Raw genomic sequence first — 15,666 nt, forward strand, 5'->3', positions numbered from 1 at the left:
GACTAGCTGCCACGATAAGTGCTGTAAGAATAAGGCGAGACAAGCAGTGGAATGTGATAATGGGCGTTTTCATCATTGATACCGAAACGAATGACGACCGTGTTTAAGAAACTAGGAGCGGTAGGTTTGTTATTGTCTGAGTCTTCGAGAGAGTCAGCGAAGTACTCGTCAATGGCAAACTCCAGTTCGTACACGCCCACAGAGAAGCTATCAGCCTGCAGCAAGGGCTGATCACAGCGACCATCGCTATTGGACACAGTGCTATGAATAAGCTGTCGTTGACCTTTTGTAGAATGTTGATAAAGGTGTATTTTTACGCCAGCCGCCGCCACGCCTTTTGTCGTATCTAAAATGTGAGTGGTTAAGTATCCCATTGTTTTACCTCAATCTAATGTGAAAGCTTGCCTGATTTTTGCAGATAAGCGTCTTTATAAGTGAAATAGTTCTGAAAATATTGTTTCATAAGGATCAATATTTGTGCCATGTGTTTCTGTAATGCGATTTATTGTTATTTATAGAGCTCTTTTTTTTATAATTTTTTAGAGCCATCAGAATTTGGAGTCCTATTATGCACGACCCGTTAGCTGTAATTAGTCAAATGGAAAAAGCGGATTTTATCGCTTTATTTAGCAGTATTTATGAGCATTCGACTTGGGTTGCAGAAGAATTATGGCGACAAAAAGTCGAGCATCCAAGTGAGTATTTCGACAGCATAGATAAAATCAAAGCCACCATGGCAGGCATCGTAGAACAAAGTACAGACGAACAAAAACTCATACTGCTACGCGCTCACCCAGATCTAGCAGGCAAAGCGGCTTTAGCAGGCGAGCTGACTCATGCGTCAACCTCAGAACAATCAGCAGCAGGATTAGATCAATGCTCTGAAGAAGAGCTAGCTCATTTTCTACAGCTGAACGATACCTATCGGGAGAAGTTTGGTTTTCCCTTCATCATGGCCGTAAAAGGCGCTACCAAGGAGCAGATACTTGCAGGATTTGAATCTAGAACGCCCAATGACTGGCAAACTGAGTTTGACCGAGCCATGAGCGAAGTGCATAAAATTGCAAGTTTTAGATTAGCGGACCTCTAAAATCGTTCTGAGTTGTTAATATAGAAAACGTCATCGGTTTGTATTAATCGATGGCGGTTTGTTGTTTATCTTTCTATTTTTTCTTTGGATAAACAATAAATTTAAACAACAGAGAAGCTGATTTTTTTTCCTAGTGCCTCTAAGGCAGAGACTAACGTATCGATTTTTGTATTATGGCCAAGGTTGATAATACGTTGCATTTCTTGCTTCTTTTTACCAATACGTTTTGCCAGTTCTGCTTGTGATACATGCTCTTCAAGCATGGTATTCAGCAACAGGACTTTGCTCCAAATACTAAGCGGTACACTGACAGATTCGCCTTTTACTTTAGATGGTAAGGGAACTGAGCGCTCATCTTCAAAATAGAACTCAAAAGCTGTAACCAAAGCGTCTGCTGCTTCGGCTAATGCTTCTTCGTAGGTGTCTGCACAGGTTAGCGCCTCAGGGATATCTGGAAAGCTGACGCTGTAGCCATTTCCGTCTTTTTCAATAATGACTGGGTATTTCATATTCTTCTCCAGCTGTTGGAAAGAGTACCTTTAAGATTGGTTTCAATCGTCTATTCCTAGTTGTTTGAGAATTGCTTTTCTTGTGCCTTCGGCTATTTCTTTACTTGGATGTCTTGGCATAACAGATCGCTTACCTTTGTAATAAAGTTTTAAATGGTTGGTACCTTGTTTGACCTCTACGCCCATTTTTTCCAAATATCGTCTGAATTCACTTTGTTTCATCTTGCCTCCGTGCTGATGAACTGAATATAGAGTAATCAAAAATGTTTACTAAGTAAAATGTAAAGTAAGCTTTTTTGTTTACTAATTGATGTCTTAAAGGTTAATTTTCTATTGAGTGAGGCATAAAAAAACGCCATCGTTTTGTAATAATCGATGGCGGTTTTCTTTGCGTAGTATGAAAGATTATTTATCTACAAAATTAGCCTGAATACGTTGAGTCAGAAAATCCGCTGCGCTGATAGGTTGATACCGTTTAGCCGGACCTTGAATAATCTGTGTTTTATTGGCTTGGCAGAAAAAGGCGATGGAATGACGGCTGCCGCAGTATTCGTCGATTCGTGGCTGCCGAACTCTATGCAGGTTGGATTTCAGTTGGTCGTCGCTCCAACGCATGAGCATATCGCCGATATTGCAGGTAATGACACCACCAAGGGGCGGGATGCTGGTCCAGCGTTGCGTTTCTGCTTCGGCACCGGGGCAAACTTGTAAACCACCGTGGCCTTCGTGTTGAAATAAAAGAGTTAAACAATCGAAATCCGTATGGGCGCCAGCACGCCACATATTACCTTGTTCGGTGACGCCTTCAGTTGCGTAGTAGTGCAACAAACGTAAGGTGCTTTGGTAGTCAGGTTGGCTCGAGTCGTGGGCTTTGCTAAAGAAGTCTCGATCAAAGCCTAGTTTGTCAGCAAAGCAAGACAATACCTTCATGCCCACTTCCCAGCATTGTTTTTCAAAACGCAGCGTATTGGCTTGAAAGTTTGGCAACTCTTCTTCAGTCGGCCACAAATTATCCATGTGGTATTGAGTGATTTGATAGGATTCTTTTTGGTCTTTTGTGCCAGTGGAAGGGCGGATCTGGCTGCGACTTTCCCAACCCGCATTGACGCTTTTTGGTCGAGGGTATTTTCCTTTAATGCTTTCTGGAAGATTAAAGAAACGTTCGGATTCGCTGAATGCGGCTTTGATTTCTTTGGGATCAATGCCGTGGTTACTTAATTGAAAAAAACCAATTTCGGTCGCGGCGAGCCAAAGTTGCTCACGGATTTCTTCGCGACGATTCTCAAAATCGCTCATATCAATGATGCGAATTTCTCGGTCGTTGGTGTCTTCACCGGCACCGCCAAAAGTGGTTTCACGTTGCAGTTCTTCAAGTGAATATGAATTAGTCATGGTTTTCTCCCATTCTCCTAGGTTAAAAATAACTAGACACTTTTGCCTAGTGGAAAATGGAGCAATGACCTGGCGCATAAAGGTTATGCGCCTGACAGCTTCTACTCCTGTTTATTTACTTTTTACATTCCGATTTTAATCTTATCTCGAAAATTATCATTGCCGTGTATGAACTTTTTCACCTTGAACCCATACTTCTTGGATGTTTTCCGGTCGAGCGAGGTACATTATTTTTTGGAATGTATCGTTTAAGTCTTCATTTGCGTCAAAAATAGGCAGCTTGGCTGACGATAATGTTGAATCGATAATTTGAACATCCCATGTGAAATTTTCCTCTAAACGACCGATGGGTAAGCTTAAGCTTTTGCCGCCGCCTGCTGTGGCAAAGTAGAAAGCTTCATTGATGGTTATTCTTGAAGATGGCAGCCCTCGTTGATCCGCTGGGATATTCGGGTTAACGCCGTCTTCTAGCATTCTTGATGACATAACCGACTGCCTTGCGTTATCGAAAAGGCTTGGTGAAAAACCACCGGATAGGTCTGAGCCTAATCCCACATCAACGCCTTGTGAATGAATGTGCACGATGGGAATAACACTGTTGGCAAAATAGGCATTCGAAATCGGACAATGTCCAACGGCTGTGCCAGTTTTGGAAAACAAATGAACGTCATCTGTGTCTAGAAAATTACAATGGGCCATTACGGATTTGTCGCTTAATAAGCCAAAGTCATTTAACGCAAAGGCATCATTCTTGTTAAATCTTTCCTGTACATGGCTGTGAGCCCAATCACTTTCACTGCAATGGGATTGAATGTGTGTGTCGTACTTAGCAGCCAGTTCGCCTAATCCCTTCAAAGCCGCATCGGTACAGCTTGGAATAAAACGCGGGGTGACAACTGGATAAACGCCTTGCTTAGTGGACTTTGCGAGCTCTTTCACCGCGACAATAAATGCTTCTGTTTCTGCAAGGGCCGTTTTTGTATCGGCGTCACGATAAAAAGATGGATTTTGTTCTGGGTCATCCATAACCACTTTACCGACTAAACCTCGCTGTCCTTTTTGGGCGCAGATTTCAGCAAGCAATAAGCTGGCGTCTTTATGAATGGTGGCAAAATACAGAGCGGTCGTCGTGCCGTTTGCCAGTAATGTGCGGACTACATCTTCATAGACTTCTTTGGCGAAATCTAAATCGGAAAACTTGGATTCAATTGGGAATGTATAAGTGTTCAACCAGTCGTAAAGTGGCAAATCTAATGCTGTTCCAGACTGAGCCCATTGCGGCGCATGAACATGAAGATCAACAAAGCCGGGCAGTAGATATTGGCCTTTTTTTAATTGATGAAAATACGGTTTATCCTGATGGCTATCTAGAACCGTTTGATAGTCAGTGTCTTCCGGTGAAATGACTTTTTCAATCATTCCATTTTCGTTAATACAAAAAAGGTGTTCTTTTAAAACAAGAATGTCTTTTGAGTTTTTACTAGTAAAAGCCGTTCCTTTGAACACTAGTGAATAATTTGTCATTAGGTTTTCTCTATACGCATTTTTCTAAAAAATCTTTACCAAACGCCTTCATGCAATTTGGCTGCCTCTTCTTCAAGGCAAGGCCCAATCACTTCCACTTTTCGTTGTCCCGATTCAAATACGGTACGACAAGGCAAAGCCAAGGTTGGGTTTTCTGGGTGATTCCCAGTGATCTGTTTCAAGCTGTCTTCGCTCAATCCATACACAAGGCGTCCTAATCCTGCCCAATAAGCAGAGCCTGCACACATAGCGCAAGGCTCGGCGGAAACATACATGGTGCATTTTGCCATAAAATCTGGGCGATAGGCTTTGCTGGCGCGCGTCATTAACTTGCGCTCTGCATGACCTGTCATATCGAAATCAGGCAAGTAGCCGTTTACTTGCGTCATCAGTACATTGTCTTCATCGTCGACTAAGATCGCCGCAAAAGGGTGGATGCCTTGTTGTTTGGCTTCATCCGCTAGGGCAAAGCTTTGGCGTAAAAATTCGGTGTCTTTAGTATTTAACTTCATACTTGTCTCTGTTATTAAGATTTTTAACGCAGTATTTAAGAGCGCAATAATCGTAAGTTATTTCTTTTTAGCTATTTTTTCTTAGACTATTTCTTTTTAGGAAGGCTCCACGGAAACCACCACGCCTGAATCCACTGGATCGATTTAAACAGTAACAAACTGATAACCGACAAGAAAATCAGCCCTGCAAAGGCTTGGGGGATTTTAAAGAAAGAGGTGGAGAACTGAATAAAATAGCCCAATCCTTCTTCTGCTGCGACGAACTCCGCCACCACGGCACCGATAATCGCCAAGGTAATAGACACTCGAAGGCCACTGAAAATGTGTGGAATCGCATAAGGAATGCGAATCTGCCAAGTTTCACGATAACGCGGAGCACGCAAAGATTGGCTGAGCTCGATCATTTCTGGCGGTGTTTCCAACATGCCCGTTGTGGTTGATACAACAAGAGGAAAGAAGGTGATCAAGCAAGTGATCAGCACGCGAGAGGGATCGTCTGTTCCAAGCAATACAATGATCAAAGGCGCAACTGCCACCACAGGTGTCGATTGAATCACGATCAAAGCAGGATAAAGCACACGGTTCATCAATTCAGAGCGCATCATGCCAATCGACAGCGGAATCGCAATCACGATAGATAAGGCAAAGCCCATCAAAGCCACTCGTAAGGTCGCCCAAAGATGCGTTAACCAGCGAGAAAACTCCACATCAAAAAAGGCCATAAAAATAGCGGATGGAGAAGGCAGAATATAGTTTGGCACATTGCCGAAACGACAGATTAATTCCCATAACAGCACAAGGCCGATAAAGAACAAGCCAGGCGCGAAACGGTTTGCCTGCTGTGTAAGCCAAGATTTAGGCTGGTACGTTGGGTTCATAAATATAGCCTCTAATTAAATCGGTTAGCTCAGCAAAACGAGGGGAATTAATGGTTTTTGACGAACGCGGACGCGGTAAATCCACCTCGATCAAATCCAGAACCGTGCCGGGGCGTTTGCTCATCACCAAAATGCGATCAGACAACAACACGGCTTCACTAATGGAGTGGGTGATAAATAACACGGTTTTTGGATTCTTCTTCCAAATATCCAGTAGATCAAAACCGATTTGCTCACGGGTCAACGCATCTAATGCCGAGAAAGGTTCGTCCATCAATAGAATGTCTGGGTTGAGCAACAATGCGCGAATAATGCCCACACGTTGTTGCATGCCACCAGACAACTCGTCTGGCATCTTGTCAGCAAACTGGGTTAGCCCCGCCATTTCCAGTAACTCGTTTGCGCGTTTTTCATCGCTGGGGGAATAACTGCCGTATTTGTGTTTTAGCGGGAATAACACGTTTTTACGAACGGTTAACCAAGGCAATAAATTGGCCTTTTGAAAAACGATGCCCACGTCATCACGAGGTTCGGTGACTGGCAGATTGAATACCGACACTTCACCATGAGACGGAATTAACAACCCCGCCACCATGCGCAACAGCGTTGATTTACCGCAACCAGAAGGGCCAACCACTGCCACGAATTCGTGACGGTGAATGTCGAGATTAATACCTTGCACTACCATTGGCGTTTCTGGACGTGGGTCATATTTATGACCCACGTTTTTCATGCTGACGTAGGCCGCTTTAGCGTTGTTTTCAACAGAGCTTTTGTCTTCCATTTGGCTTTTATCTTCCATACCGTTACTCCGGTTTAAAGCTGCTGTTTACTGCGGTTTTTGGATCGATAGCATCAACAGTTAAACCGCTTGCTTCCGCCACGTATTCCCAGGTTTTTTGAATGCGTTCGTCGGTGAAATTACCAAAGCCATCTTTTGTGGTGACATCGTTGTACACCAAATTGTGAATGCTCTTAATTTGTGCAGAAACAATGCTGGCATCCACTTCTGGCACCATTTTGTGTAGGTCGGCACCGGCTTGATCTGGGTTGGCATAAGTAAACTCAATGGATTTCGCAAAAGCCTTTATGAAGCGTTTTGCCACATCTGGACGTTCTTCTAAAAAGCGTTCAGACGCTAAAACAGAGGAACTATAAAGTGACAAACCAGAATTTGACCAAGGCATTTCGATCAGTTCTTTGCCTGCGCCTTTTGCTTGCGCGTCATAAAGTGCCGTGTTGGTCACCCAAGCAATAATGGCGTCTGTACTGCCGGTAATCATCATTGGTGCCAGCGCACCCGGATCGGATTTTACTAATTTAATATCGCTTTCGCTCAAACCGTTTTGTTTCAATACCAAAGGTAAGAACGCATTAGATGAGGTGAAAGGAGAGGTCGCGACTTTTTTGCCTTTCAAATCTTTAATGGATTTAATACCACTGCTTTTCAGCACAAAGAAAGCGTGAGGAGCTTGCGTGAAGTAAGGATAAACCGCCATAACAGGGACATTGTCCTGCGCTTTCGCTGCCATCAAAGCGCCAATATCAGAACTGCCAATATCAGACTGGCCTGTTGCCATCTTCGTCAACGCATCGGTAGAACCGCGACCGCTGGCGATTTTGACTTCTAAATCTTCGTCAGCAAAGAAACCTTGTTGAATACCCACATAGACAGGCGCTTTATCGCCACCTGGTAACCAATCTAATTGAAATGTCACCTGATCTGCCGCCATGACAGACGTGCTTGAGATGAGACTGGCTAAAAGAGTCAATCGAATTGCTGTTTTCTTTGCCGCTTTCATAAACATGCTCCATACAATTAATAAGGACTAAAGACCCACTTGTTTCATGTTTTTAGTATTTAGCAACATTTGTTCCATGTTTGTGTGGAACTGGAAATATTTCTTTAAGTGTTTGAATTTAATATTAAAAAGTAAAGTAGAAGACTTTGGGTGATAAGACAGAAAAGGATTTGAATAGAGAAGATGAAACAAAATGGTGCGTTAAAAGTAGTGTAGGATGTAACAGTAGGTGAGGGACTAAAGGTCGTTTGCTTGGAAATAGAGAATAGATATCAAATCGAGTTTTATGAAATTTTGTGGATCAGCAGCGATGCCATTTCTTTTTTTCGTTTACTATAAAGCACGCTCGCCATGTAGCAAACCACTATGACATTTAACAAAAATACGCAGATAGTCAAAATGTGTGGATGAAAAATAATTTCATAGATTTCAAATGGTAAATAGATGGCTCCCGATACCAAGGCAAACCATTCAGTCCAAACAAACGCTTTCCATAAGCCATACGCTTCAACGAACCGAATCAGTGAATAAGCGAGAGCGCCAATAGCAATAAGGCTGATATTACTGTCTGTAATGGAACTCGCTGCATGGATGAAAATACTTGGAAAATGGCTGGCAGGGTTTAAATGTGCGTGATTGACGATGGATTCAGCCATTTTTTGTAAGTTTTGCCCAGCTAATACATGGATTCCTAACCCCACCACAAGAGACATTAACCCTTTCAGCGCTTCTATGACTGCGACGGCTTTCAGCCCATTTTTTGATGATGTCATCTCGACCTCTTAATAAGCCAAATAGTTTGTGTATAGCATGTCTTTAGAAGCAAAAATACATCGCTTCTATACGGTAAGCTTTTGTGATCTGAGTTTTAGTGTTGATACTAAAGCGCATGCTTAGTTATACCAGTATAAAGCCAATAGATTGTTGAAAAATAAATAATATTTTCGGTAAATTGAAAGGTGTCCTTTGGTCTCTCTCCCCTAGCCACTGAGAGGGAATAGCTTATTCTATGTATTGGAACTATTTATTAACTGCCCTATGGTTGGGCTTTGAGACCATTCCCAGTGATTTGGCAATTTAAGCTGTTTGCTTTCAATCGCATTCATTGCTTGGATTTCATCTGAGGCTCTACTTATTACTGCAATCTCATCTAAAAATAACATTTCTGTTGCGTCCGGTATTTCTACTAATGAGCCATTAAGAATTCCCCAGCCTATGTCCCAAGGCAGCAGCTCAATTTTTCTTAATGCAAATAAGTCACGGATTACATTGGCTTTGATGAAAGAAAGCCCTGTCAGCCCTTGGATGCCAAAATTCGCTGGATTCTCTTTACCACTACGACAAAGTTCCCACGCTTCACCGGCGAACAAAAATTTATCGTTTGGTACATTGCATGTGTCGAAGTCAATTTCTAAGTATTCCAAATGTATTGCATCAAGCTGAGCATCGACTTTAATCCAACTTGCGGTTTCTTTGTTCCAATATTCACAAACCCAATGATCTTCGAAGTGGTCGGGAGTCAAATAAGTAGCAAACCCACATCTTAGTCTTGCTGGAATTTCTTTAGCCCTGAGGATAGAGCAAACCAACAATGAAAAATCTCGGCAGATACTGATGACCTTTTGGGGTGGAGTTCTTGATGGCTCTAAAATGCTTTTGCTCTTTGAAGTTGCTAGATCAAGAACATCAGCAATTGTCCTCAACTGCATTTCTTGGTGTTTTACGGATTCAGAAACAGAATATTGATATTTATCTAGCCAATAGGCATGTATTAAAAGGTTTTGCGCCAAGGCACAAATTTTATCAAGCTGATTTGGGCAGTTAAGAAGAAGGTCTTTGTAATGTTTTAGATCAGTAAATTCACTACTGCTACGATAATAATCCATTTTTAAGAATTCCATTTATAGCATCTGTTGAATTTGTATAATGTACCAGCTTCATAAAGTTATCCTTTATCTTATGACCATTTTTTTACATTCTATGAATTACACAAGTTGTATCAACCAGCCCGAGAAGCGAGTTTTTTATACACCGCGTCTTTGTCTCGTTTGCCAATTGCCAGTACATAGATGACGATTTCATTATCAATGACTTCATAAGCTAGGCGGTAGCCTGAGGTTCTTAGTTTTATTTTATAGACAGAATCATAGCCGCGCAGCTTTGAGGCAGGAACATGCGGGTTGTCTAGTCGCTCTGCTAGCTTCTTTTTAAACTGTGTTTGAATGTTTGGTGCTAATTTCCGCCATTCTTTTAGAGCAGCAGGAAGAAATTTTAACTTATAAGTCATCTAAACTCACTTCGATGGCTTTGGATAAATCAGTACGGCGAGCCTCAACCAATTTTGCTAGTTCAATATCATCGGCCATCTCCATTAAAAGCTCATAGGCCTCAGCAGGAACGAGGTAAGCCGCTGGCTTATTGTGGTTTAAAATGGCGATAGCAGAACCACCAGATTCGTTAAGTAAAGCCGTTGGGTTTTTCTTTAATTCAGAAATACTGGCTGTGTAATTGGCTAAGACTTGTCTCATAGGAACCTCAATTAAGTACTAAATTTAAGTCTTATTTTAGACCTAAATTTTTAACAGTGCTATATCTTTATCGCCCTGGTTTTATATTTGATGCTCACCTTGGAGTGCAGACTAAGATGGCTCAATCATCATAAAGTGTGTGTCGGGTTGTGCCACTGGGCAGTGATCAACACCTTTTGGCATCACATACATTTCACCTGCATCAAGGACAACGTCGTTTGATGATTTGAGTTTTAATGTGAGTTGGCCTTTAAAAACGACGATGACTTTTTCGTCGTCTTCATGCTTATGCCAACCCAATTCTCCTGTTCCTTTTAGAATTCGAATCGACTGTCCATTACATTGTGCAATGACTTTTGGTGCCCATTCTTCTGATAGCAGCGTAAATTGTTCTGTAATATTAAGTTTATTCATCATGTCCACCTTGGGTTACTTGCTTAAATTTAGTTAATGATAATAAAACTCATTTGCAAATATTTCTAGGGTGGTAAACCTTTTTTGAGCGTTCAATATATGTTTCGGTTGGATATAGTGTGTTTAGCGTTGCAAAATTGATTGTTCAGGGGACATTATTAGTTTTTAATTAAAACTTTGTACGATTGGTCAGGTTTTTGCATTTCAACTAGTATTATAGAAACCCATTCAATAAGGAGAGCGCTTTGAAATTTATACTAAACGATGAGCTCATCGAAGATAACACGCTCCCTAGCGACTTTACCGCTTTGCGTTACCTAAGAGAGAAGCGTGGATTAACGGGGACAAAAGAAGGCTGTGCATCAGGCGATTGTGGTGCATGTACGCTTCTTGTTGGTGCATTGGAAGACGGTAAGCTGACGTATTCGACTTTGAATGCGTGCATTACGCCGATGCAGTCTTTGACTGGAAAGCATGTTGTCTCGGTTGAGTATTTATCGAAGACAGGCGAATTGCACCCAGCGCAGCAAGCCATGGTGGAATCTCATGGTTCTCAGTGCGGTTTTTGTACGCCAGGTTTTGTGTTGTCATTGGCGGGGCTTTATGAAAATAAACAGAGCAGCGAACAACCAATTGATCGTGAAGCGGTGTGCGATGCGATCTCTGGTAACTTATGTCGTTGCACGGGCTATCGCCCGATCATTGATGCGGGATTGTCCATGGTTAAAGAGTACATGACTAGAAAAGAAATGGTTAAAGAGTCCGACGAAACACCTTATGTCGAGCTGATGAGTAAAAACGACAGTATCAAAACTCAGCTTGAAGGTTTACAAACAGAACCACATGACAGCAGCAACTATTTACAACCAACCGATTTAGATCAACTCGCGCACGCATTGAAATCCAATCCAGAGGCCGTTTTGATCGCTGGTGGCACAGACTTGATGCTAGAGAACACTCAACGCTATCGTGATTTTGACACCTTGATCGATGTATCTCGCGTGGCCGAGCTAAAACATTTACACATTGGTGAAACATCCTTGACCATCGGCGCCTCGGTGACTTACAGCGAGTTGGAAGATTTCAGCAAGACGCTTTATCCGCAGATGAATGCTTTGCTAAGTCGCATTGCCTCTAGACAAATTCGTAACCGCGGCACGATTGGCGGCAACGTCGCGAACGCCTCACCAATTGCCGATTTACCGCCTTTACTATTGGCGTTTGATGCAGACATTCAATTGCTGAAAAACGACGGCAGCACAAGAGTGGTGAATATCGCGGATTTTTACCAAGGCTACAAACAAACGCAATTAGCGAAAGATGAGATGATCGCCTCGTTTGACGTATCTCTCGATAAGCTCGCGCAATTCCATCGTTTTTATAAAGTCTCGAAACGCATGGAAGACGATATTTCCAGTGTCATGTTGGCGGTTCGTTTTGAAGAGAAAAATGGAACGTTAACTGACGTGCGTTTGGCATTTGGTGGCATGGCAGCCACGCCGATTCGCGGATTAAAAGCCGAAGCCGTGTTGACAGGTAAACTGATCAATGATGAGCAAGCGTTAAACCAATCCATCGAAGCATTGCGCAGTGAATTAACGCCAATGAGTGACATGCGAGCCAGCTCAAATTATCGATTGGATATGGCCTGTAACCTGATCCGCAAAACGTGGCTGGAACTGAACGGCACCGATGTGGTGACTTTCTCTGGTCATGCTGTCAGGGACTCAATTTTATCGACTGGTTCGGAGGCAAGCAATCATGCGTAAACTTCCACAAGATTTTACTTTAGGCGCAAAAAACGCTGCTAATAATAGACTGTTGCCCGTTCATGAATCGGCTATTAAACACGTGACAGGCCAAGCAGTTTACATCGACGATATGCCTGAATGGCCAAATGAATTGCATGTGGCGACGGGATTATCGACCGAAGCTTATGCAGATATTGTGTCGATCAATTTGGATAAAGTTCGTGCTTATCCAGGCGTGGTGGATGTAATCGTTCAGGCAGATATTCCCGGCGAAATTGATGTGTCGCCTGTTTTGAGTGGTGACTTGCTGCTGGCTGGCGATTTTGTACATTTCATTGGCCAATCTATTTTTGCTGTCGCGGCTACCAGTTTACGTGCTGCGAAACAAGCGGTTGCGCTGGCGGAGATTGAATACAAACCGCGAGAAGCGACCTTGCATCCTCGCCAATCGTTAGAGCGCCAAGAATTTGTTTTACCGACTCACACCATTAGCTGTGGCGATGCTAAAGGCTCACTAGAAACCGCGCCTAATAAGCTTAAATCCGATATGTACATCAAAGGTCAAGAGCATTTTTATTTGGAAGGGCAGATCAGTGTTGCCGTTCCTAATGAAGATGGCGGCGTTCAAGTGTTCGCTTCGTCTCAGCATCCTGCGGAAGTGCAAAAGCTGGTGGCGCGCGTGCTTGGTTTACCAGTGGCACAGGTTCTTGTCGAAGTGCGACGCATGGGCGGAGGCTTTGGCGGCAAAGAATCGCAAGCGGCGGTGCTGGGCTGTATGGCGGCAGTGCTTGCCGTACGTAATCGCTGTCCGGTGAAATATCGCATGCCGCGTCAAGATGACATGGTGCAAACCGGTAAACGTCATGATTTCTGGAATAGCTACCAAGTGGGCTTTTCTGATGCGGGGGAGATCCTCGCGGCAGAATACGATATGGTCGGAAAATGTGGTTGTACCGCTGATTTGTCGGACGGCGTGGTCGACCGCGCCATGTTCCACGCAGACAATGCTTACTTCCTGCCGAATGCTCGTATCAGCGGTTATCGCGGTAAAACCCACACGGTTTCCAATACCGCATTTCGTGGTTTTGGTGGGCCAAAAGGCGTGATCTTAGCGGAAAACGTCATTGAGGAAATCGCCTGCGCGGTTGGCAAAGATGCCTTAGATATTCGCAAACTAAATTGTTATCAAACGGGTAAAGACACTACGCCGTATGGGCAAAAAGTCGATGACGATGTGTTGCTGACATTGATTGAAGAGCTGGAAACCAGCTCAGATTATCGAGCTCGTCGTGAAGCGATTAACGCCTTCAACAAGCAGAACCCGTTCTTGAAAAAAGGCCTTGCATTAACGCCGGTGAAATTTGGTATTTCCTTTACCTCGAAACACCTAAACCAAGGTGGCGCCTTGCTGCATATTTACACCGACGGCAGTGTGCATGTTAGCCACGGCGGAACGGAAATGGGGCAGGGGCTTTATACTAAGGTAGCGCAGATCGTTGCCAAAGCCTTTGGTATTGATTACCAACGTGTCAATGTTGGTTCTACTCGTACCGATAAAGTGCCAAACGCGTCACCAACCGCGGCATCAGCGGGAACCGATTTGAACGGCATGGCGGCACTAGACGCAGCAATGACGATCAAAGGTCGTTTGCAAGAATTCGCCATGGAGCATTTCGGTATCGCTACCGACGCCTTTGCCATTGAAGACGATCAAGTGATTCTAGGCAGCGACACAATGAGCTTTCCTGAATTCATCAAACTGGCGTACATGAACCGCGTGTCTTTGTCGTCTACTGGGTTTTATAAAACACCAAAAATCGGTTACGACCGCAAAGCGGCCAAAGGCCGACCATTTTTGTACTTTGCCAATGGCGCCGCAGTGGCGGAAGTGATCGTCGATACTTTTACCGGCGAATACAAGGTCACGCAGGTTGATATCTTGCACGATGTAGGAGACTCGATTAACGCGGACATCGACATCGGCCAAATCGAAGGCGCGTTTGTACAGGGCATGGGTTGGCTCACTTCAGAAGAATTAAGCTGGGATGAAAAAGGCCGCATCACCACCAACAGCCCTGCGAATTATAAAATTCCAACCTCGGCGGATATTCCAGAAAAATTCACCGTCAAACTGTTTGATCGCGCTAACAGCGAAGAATCGGTTTATCGCTCAAAAGCCGTGGGTGAACCTCCATTGATGTTAGGGATTTCAGTATGGTGTGCGTTAAAAGACGCCTGTGCTTCGGTTGCGGATCATACATTCTCGCCACCATTGGCCGTGCCAGCCACGCCAGAAGCGGTGTATTACGCCATGCAAGCGGCGCAAAATCATAAAGCTGGAGTCAAGGTAGAAGTAGATAAGGAAGCCAGCCTATGATGTCTTCCATGAGTTGGGTTCATGCTTTACAGGAAGTTGAAAAAGCAGGGCAAGCTTGGGTGATCGCCACTGTGATTGGCACCCAAGGTTCTGCGCCTAGGGAATCATCCAGCAAGGTGATCATTACCGAGGAACACAGCTTCGACACCATCGGCGGCGGACAGCTGGAATACGCTGTCTGCCAAAAAGCCCGAGCCATGTTGCAAGATGCATCTTCGCCTTCTCATGTGTTGGAAAACTTTCCGCTCGCCGCCAAAACCAACCAATGTTGCGGCGGTACGGTTAGCGTGTTGCTGGAATATTTCCCAGAACCTGCGACGAAAATCACCATCTTTGGAATGGGGCACGTGGCAACCACCTTGGTCAATGTATTGGGGAATATGCAGGCGAAAATCTCTTGGGTCGACAGCCGTGAGAATCTCGCTCAAGACCAGAATCTCAAAGGCTTACCGAGTAACGTCACACCGTTTCTGTATGAATCTATGTTGGAACACATAGACCACATGAGTCATAACGAAATCGCCTTGGTCATGACCCACGATCACTCGTTGGATTACCAACTAGTGGAAGCTTTGCTAGATCGAAAAGACTGCCGATTCATCGGCTTAATCGGCTCGAAAACCAAAGCCCTGCGCTTCAAAAAACGCCTCGTCAGCGCTTCCTTTAGCCAAGCGGAAATCGACTCGGTTCACTGCCCGGTGGGACTAAACGAAATCGCAGGCAAGAAACCCTTCGAAATCGCCATCTCCATCGCCGGGCAAATCATACAAATCACCCAAACAAAAACACCAACGAAAAAGGTCAGTGGGCTTACCTGGAAAGAAATCAACAACGCTTTAAGTAGTACAGTCGCAGAGACTTGAAGAAATGACATTCCTCCCTCGCTGTA

18 protein-coding genes are annotated in these 15,666 nt (G+C 43.9%); 4 read left to right on the top strand and 14 right to left on the bottom strand.

The features are described from left to right. Positions 1-2 precede the first annotated feature (2 nt). The gene (gene uraH / locus ACO05V_RS11410; protein WP_421851214.1) at positions 3-374 is read right to left on the bottom strand and encodes a hydroxyisourate hydrolase; all 372 of its coding nucleotides are present in this window, start codon (positions 372-374) and stop codon (positions 3-5) included. Between the two features lie 194 nt (positions 375-568). On the opposite strand from uraH, the gene uraD reads away from it, so the two are divergent. Then, a complete protein-coding gene (uraD, locus tag ACO05V_RS11415; RefSeq protein ID WP_421851217.1) occupies positions 569-1,090 on the top strand; it encodes a 2-oxo-4-hydroxy-4-carboxy-5-ureidoimidazoline decarboxylase in 522 nt (173 codons plus the stop codon). A 101-nt stretch (positions 1,091-1,191) separates the two neighbouring features. Here the strand turns inward: uraD and ACO05V_RS11420 are convergent, their stop codons facing one another. From ACO05V_RS11420 to ACO05V_RS11480, 13 genes are all read right to left on the bottom strand, one after another. Beyond that, positions 1,192-1,599 carry a type II toxin-antitoxin system HicB family antitoxin gene (locus ACO05V_RS11420; protein WP_012070396.1) on the bottom strand — a complete coding sequence of 136 codons (408 nt, stop codon included), beginning with the start codon at positions 1,597-1,599 and terminating at the stop codon, positions 1,192-1,194. A 42-nt stretch (positions 1,600-1,641) separates the two neighbouring features. Further along, on the bottom strand, positions 1,642-1,821 hold the full coding sequence (locus ACO05V_RS11425) for a type II toxin-antitoxin system HicA family toxin (protein WP_012070395.1): 180 nt from the start codon (positions 1,819-1,821) through the stop codon (positions 1,642-1,644). A 183-nt stretch (positions 1,822-2,004) separates the two neighbouring features. Then, entirely contained in the window at positions 2,005-2,991 is a 987-nt protein-coding gene (locus ACO05V_RS11430; protein ID WP_421851221.1) for an isopenicillin N synthase family dioxygenase, read from the bottom strand. Positions 2,992-3,147: 156 nt separating this feature from the next. Then, the gene (guaD, locus tag ACO05V_RS11435) at positions 3,148-4,515 is read right to left on the bottom strand and encodes a guanine deaminase (RefSeq protein WP_421851224.1); all 1,368 of its coding nucleotides are present in this window, start codon (positions 4,513-4,515) and stop codon (positions 3,148-3,150) included. A 35-nt stretch (positions 4,516-4,550) separates the two neighbouring features. Beyond that, positions 4,551-5,027, bottom strand: coding sequence for a nucleoside deaminase (locus tag ACO05V_RS11440; protein ID WP_421851227.1), 477 nt, complete (start codon positions 5,025-5,027; stop codon positions 4,551-4,553). A gap of 86 nt (positions 5,028-5,113) precedes the next feature. Then, on the bottom strand, positions 5,114-5,905 hold the full coding sequence (locus ACO05V_RS11445) for an ABC transporter permease (RefSeq protein ID WP_421851230.1): 792 nt from the start codon (positions 5,903-5,905) through the stop codon (positions 5,114-5,116). Further along, positions 5,883-6,707: an ABC transporter ATP-binding protein gene (locus tag ACO05V_RS11450; RefSeq protein ID WP_421851234.1), complete on the bottom strand. Its 825-nt coding sequence runs from the start codon at positions 6,705-6,707 to the stop codon at positions 5,883-5,885. The genes ACO05V_RS11445 and ACO05V_RS11450 overlap by 23 nt, the downstream gene beginning before the upstream one ends. 4 nt (positions 6,708-6,711) lie before the next feature. Next, positions 6,712-7,707: an ABC transporter substrate-binding protein gene (locus ACO05V_RS11455; protein WP_421851237.1), complete on the bottom strand. Its 996-nt coding sequence runs from the start codon at positions 7,705-7,707 to the stop codon at positions 6,712-6,714. 284 nt (positions 7,708-7,991) lie between these two features. After that, the gene (locus tag ACO05V_RS11460; RefSeq protein WP_421851240.1) at positions 7,992-8,480 is read right to left on the bottom strand and encodes a DUF2127 domain-containing protein; all 489 of its coding nucleotides are present in this window, start codon (positions 8,478-8,480) and stop codon (positions 7,992-7,994) included. A 234-nt stretch (positions 8,481-8,714) separates the two neighbouring features. Next, positions 8,715-9,593 (bottom strand): transglutaminase-like domain-containing protein, encoded by an 879-nt coding sequence (locus ACO05V_RS11465; protein WP_421851243.1) that lies wholly within the window; start codon positions 9,591-9,593, stop codon positions 8,715-8,717. Between the two features lie 113 nt (positions 9,594-9,706). After that, positions 9,707-9,994, bottom strand: coding sequence for a type II toxin-antitoxin system RelE family toxin (locus tag ACO05V_RS11470; protein WP_421851246.1), 288 nt, complete (start codon positions 9,992-9,994; stop codon positions 9,707-9,709). Further along, positions 9,984-10,235: a type II toxin-antitoxin system Phd/YefM family antitoxin gene (locus ACO05V_RS11475; RefSeq protein ID WP_219703656.1), complete on the bottom strand. Its 252-nt coding sequence runs from the start codon at positions 10,233-10,235 to the stop codon at positions 9,984-9,986. The genes ACO05V_RS11470 and ACO05V_RS11475 overlap by 11 nt, the downstream gene beginning before the upstream one ends. A gap of 111 nt (positions 10,236-10,346) precedes the next feature. Further along, the gene (locus ACO05V_RS11480; RefSeq protein ID WP_421851249.1) at positions 10,347-10,649 is read right to left on the bottom strand and encodes a cupin domain-containing protein; all 303 of its coding nucleotides are present in this window, start codon (positions 10,647-10,649) and stop codon (positions 10,347-10,349) included. 245 nt (positions 10,650-10,894) lie between these two features. On the opposite strand from ACO05V_RS11480, the gene xdhA reads away from it, so the two are divergent. Genes xdhA through xdhC form a run of 3 tightly spaced genes read left to right on the top strand, consistent with a single transcriptional unit; the run spans position 10,895 to position 15,640 of the window. Then, positions 10,895-12,418, top strand: coding sequence for a xanthine dehydrogenase small subunit (xdhA, locus tag ACO05V_RS11485; RefSeq protein ID WP_421851252.1), 1,524 nt, complete (start codon positions 10,895-10,897; stop codon positions 12,416-12,418). Continuing rightward, on the top strand, positions 12,411-14,777 hold the full coding sequence (gene xdhB, locus ACO05V_RS11490; RefSeq protein WP_421851255.1) for a xanthine dehydrogenase molybdopterin binding subunit: 2,367 nt from the start codon (positions 12,411-12,413) through the stop codon (positions 14,775-14,777). The genes xdhA and xdhB overlap by 8 nt, the downstream gene beginning before the upstream one ends. Continuing rightward, on the top strand, positions 14,774-15,640 hold the full coding sequence (xdhC, locus tag ACO05V_RS11495) for a xanthine dehydrogenase accessory protein XdhC (RefSeq protein WP_421851258.1): 867 nt from the start codon (positions 14,774-14,776) through the stop codon (positions 15,638-15,640). The genes xdhB and xdhC overlap by 4 nt, the downstream gene beginning before the upstream one ends. Positions 15,641-15,666: the final 26 nt, after the last annotated feature.

It is taken from the genome of Marinomonas sp., from assembly GCF_965225885.1.
GTDB lineage: Bacteria > Pseudomonadota > Gammaproteobacteria > Pseudomonadales > Marinomonadaceae > Marinomonas.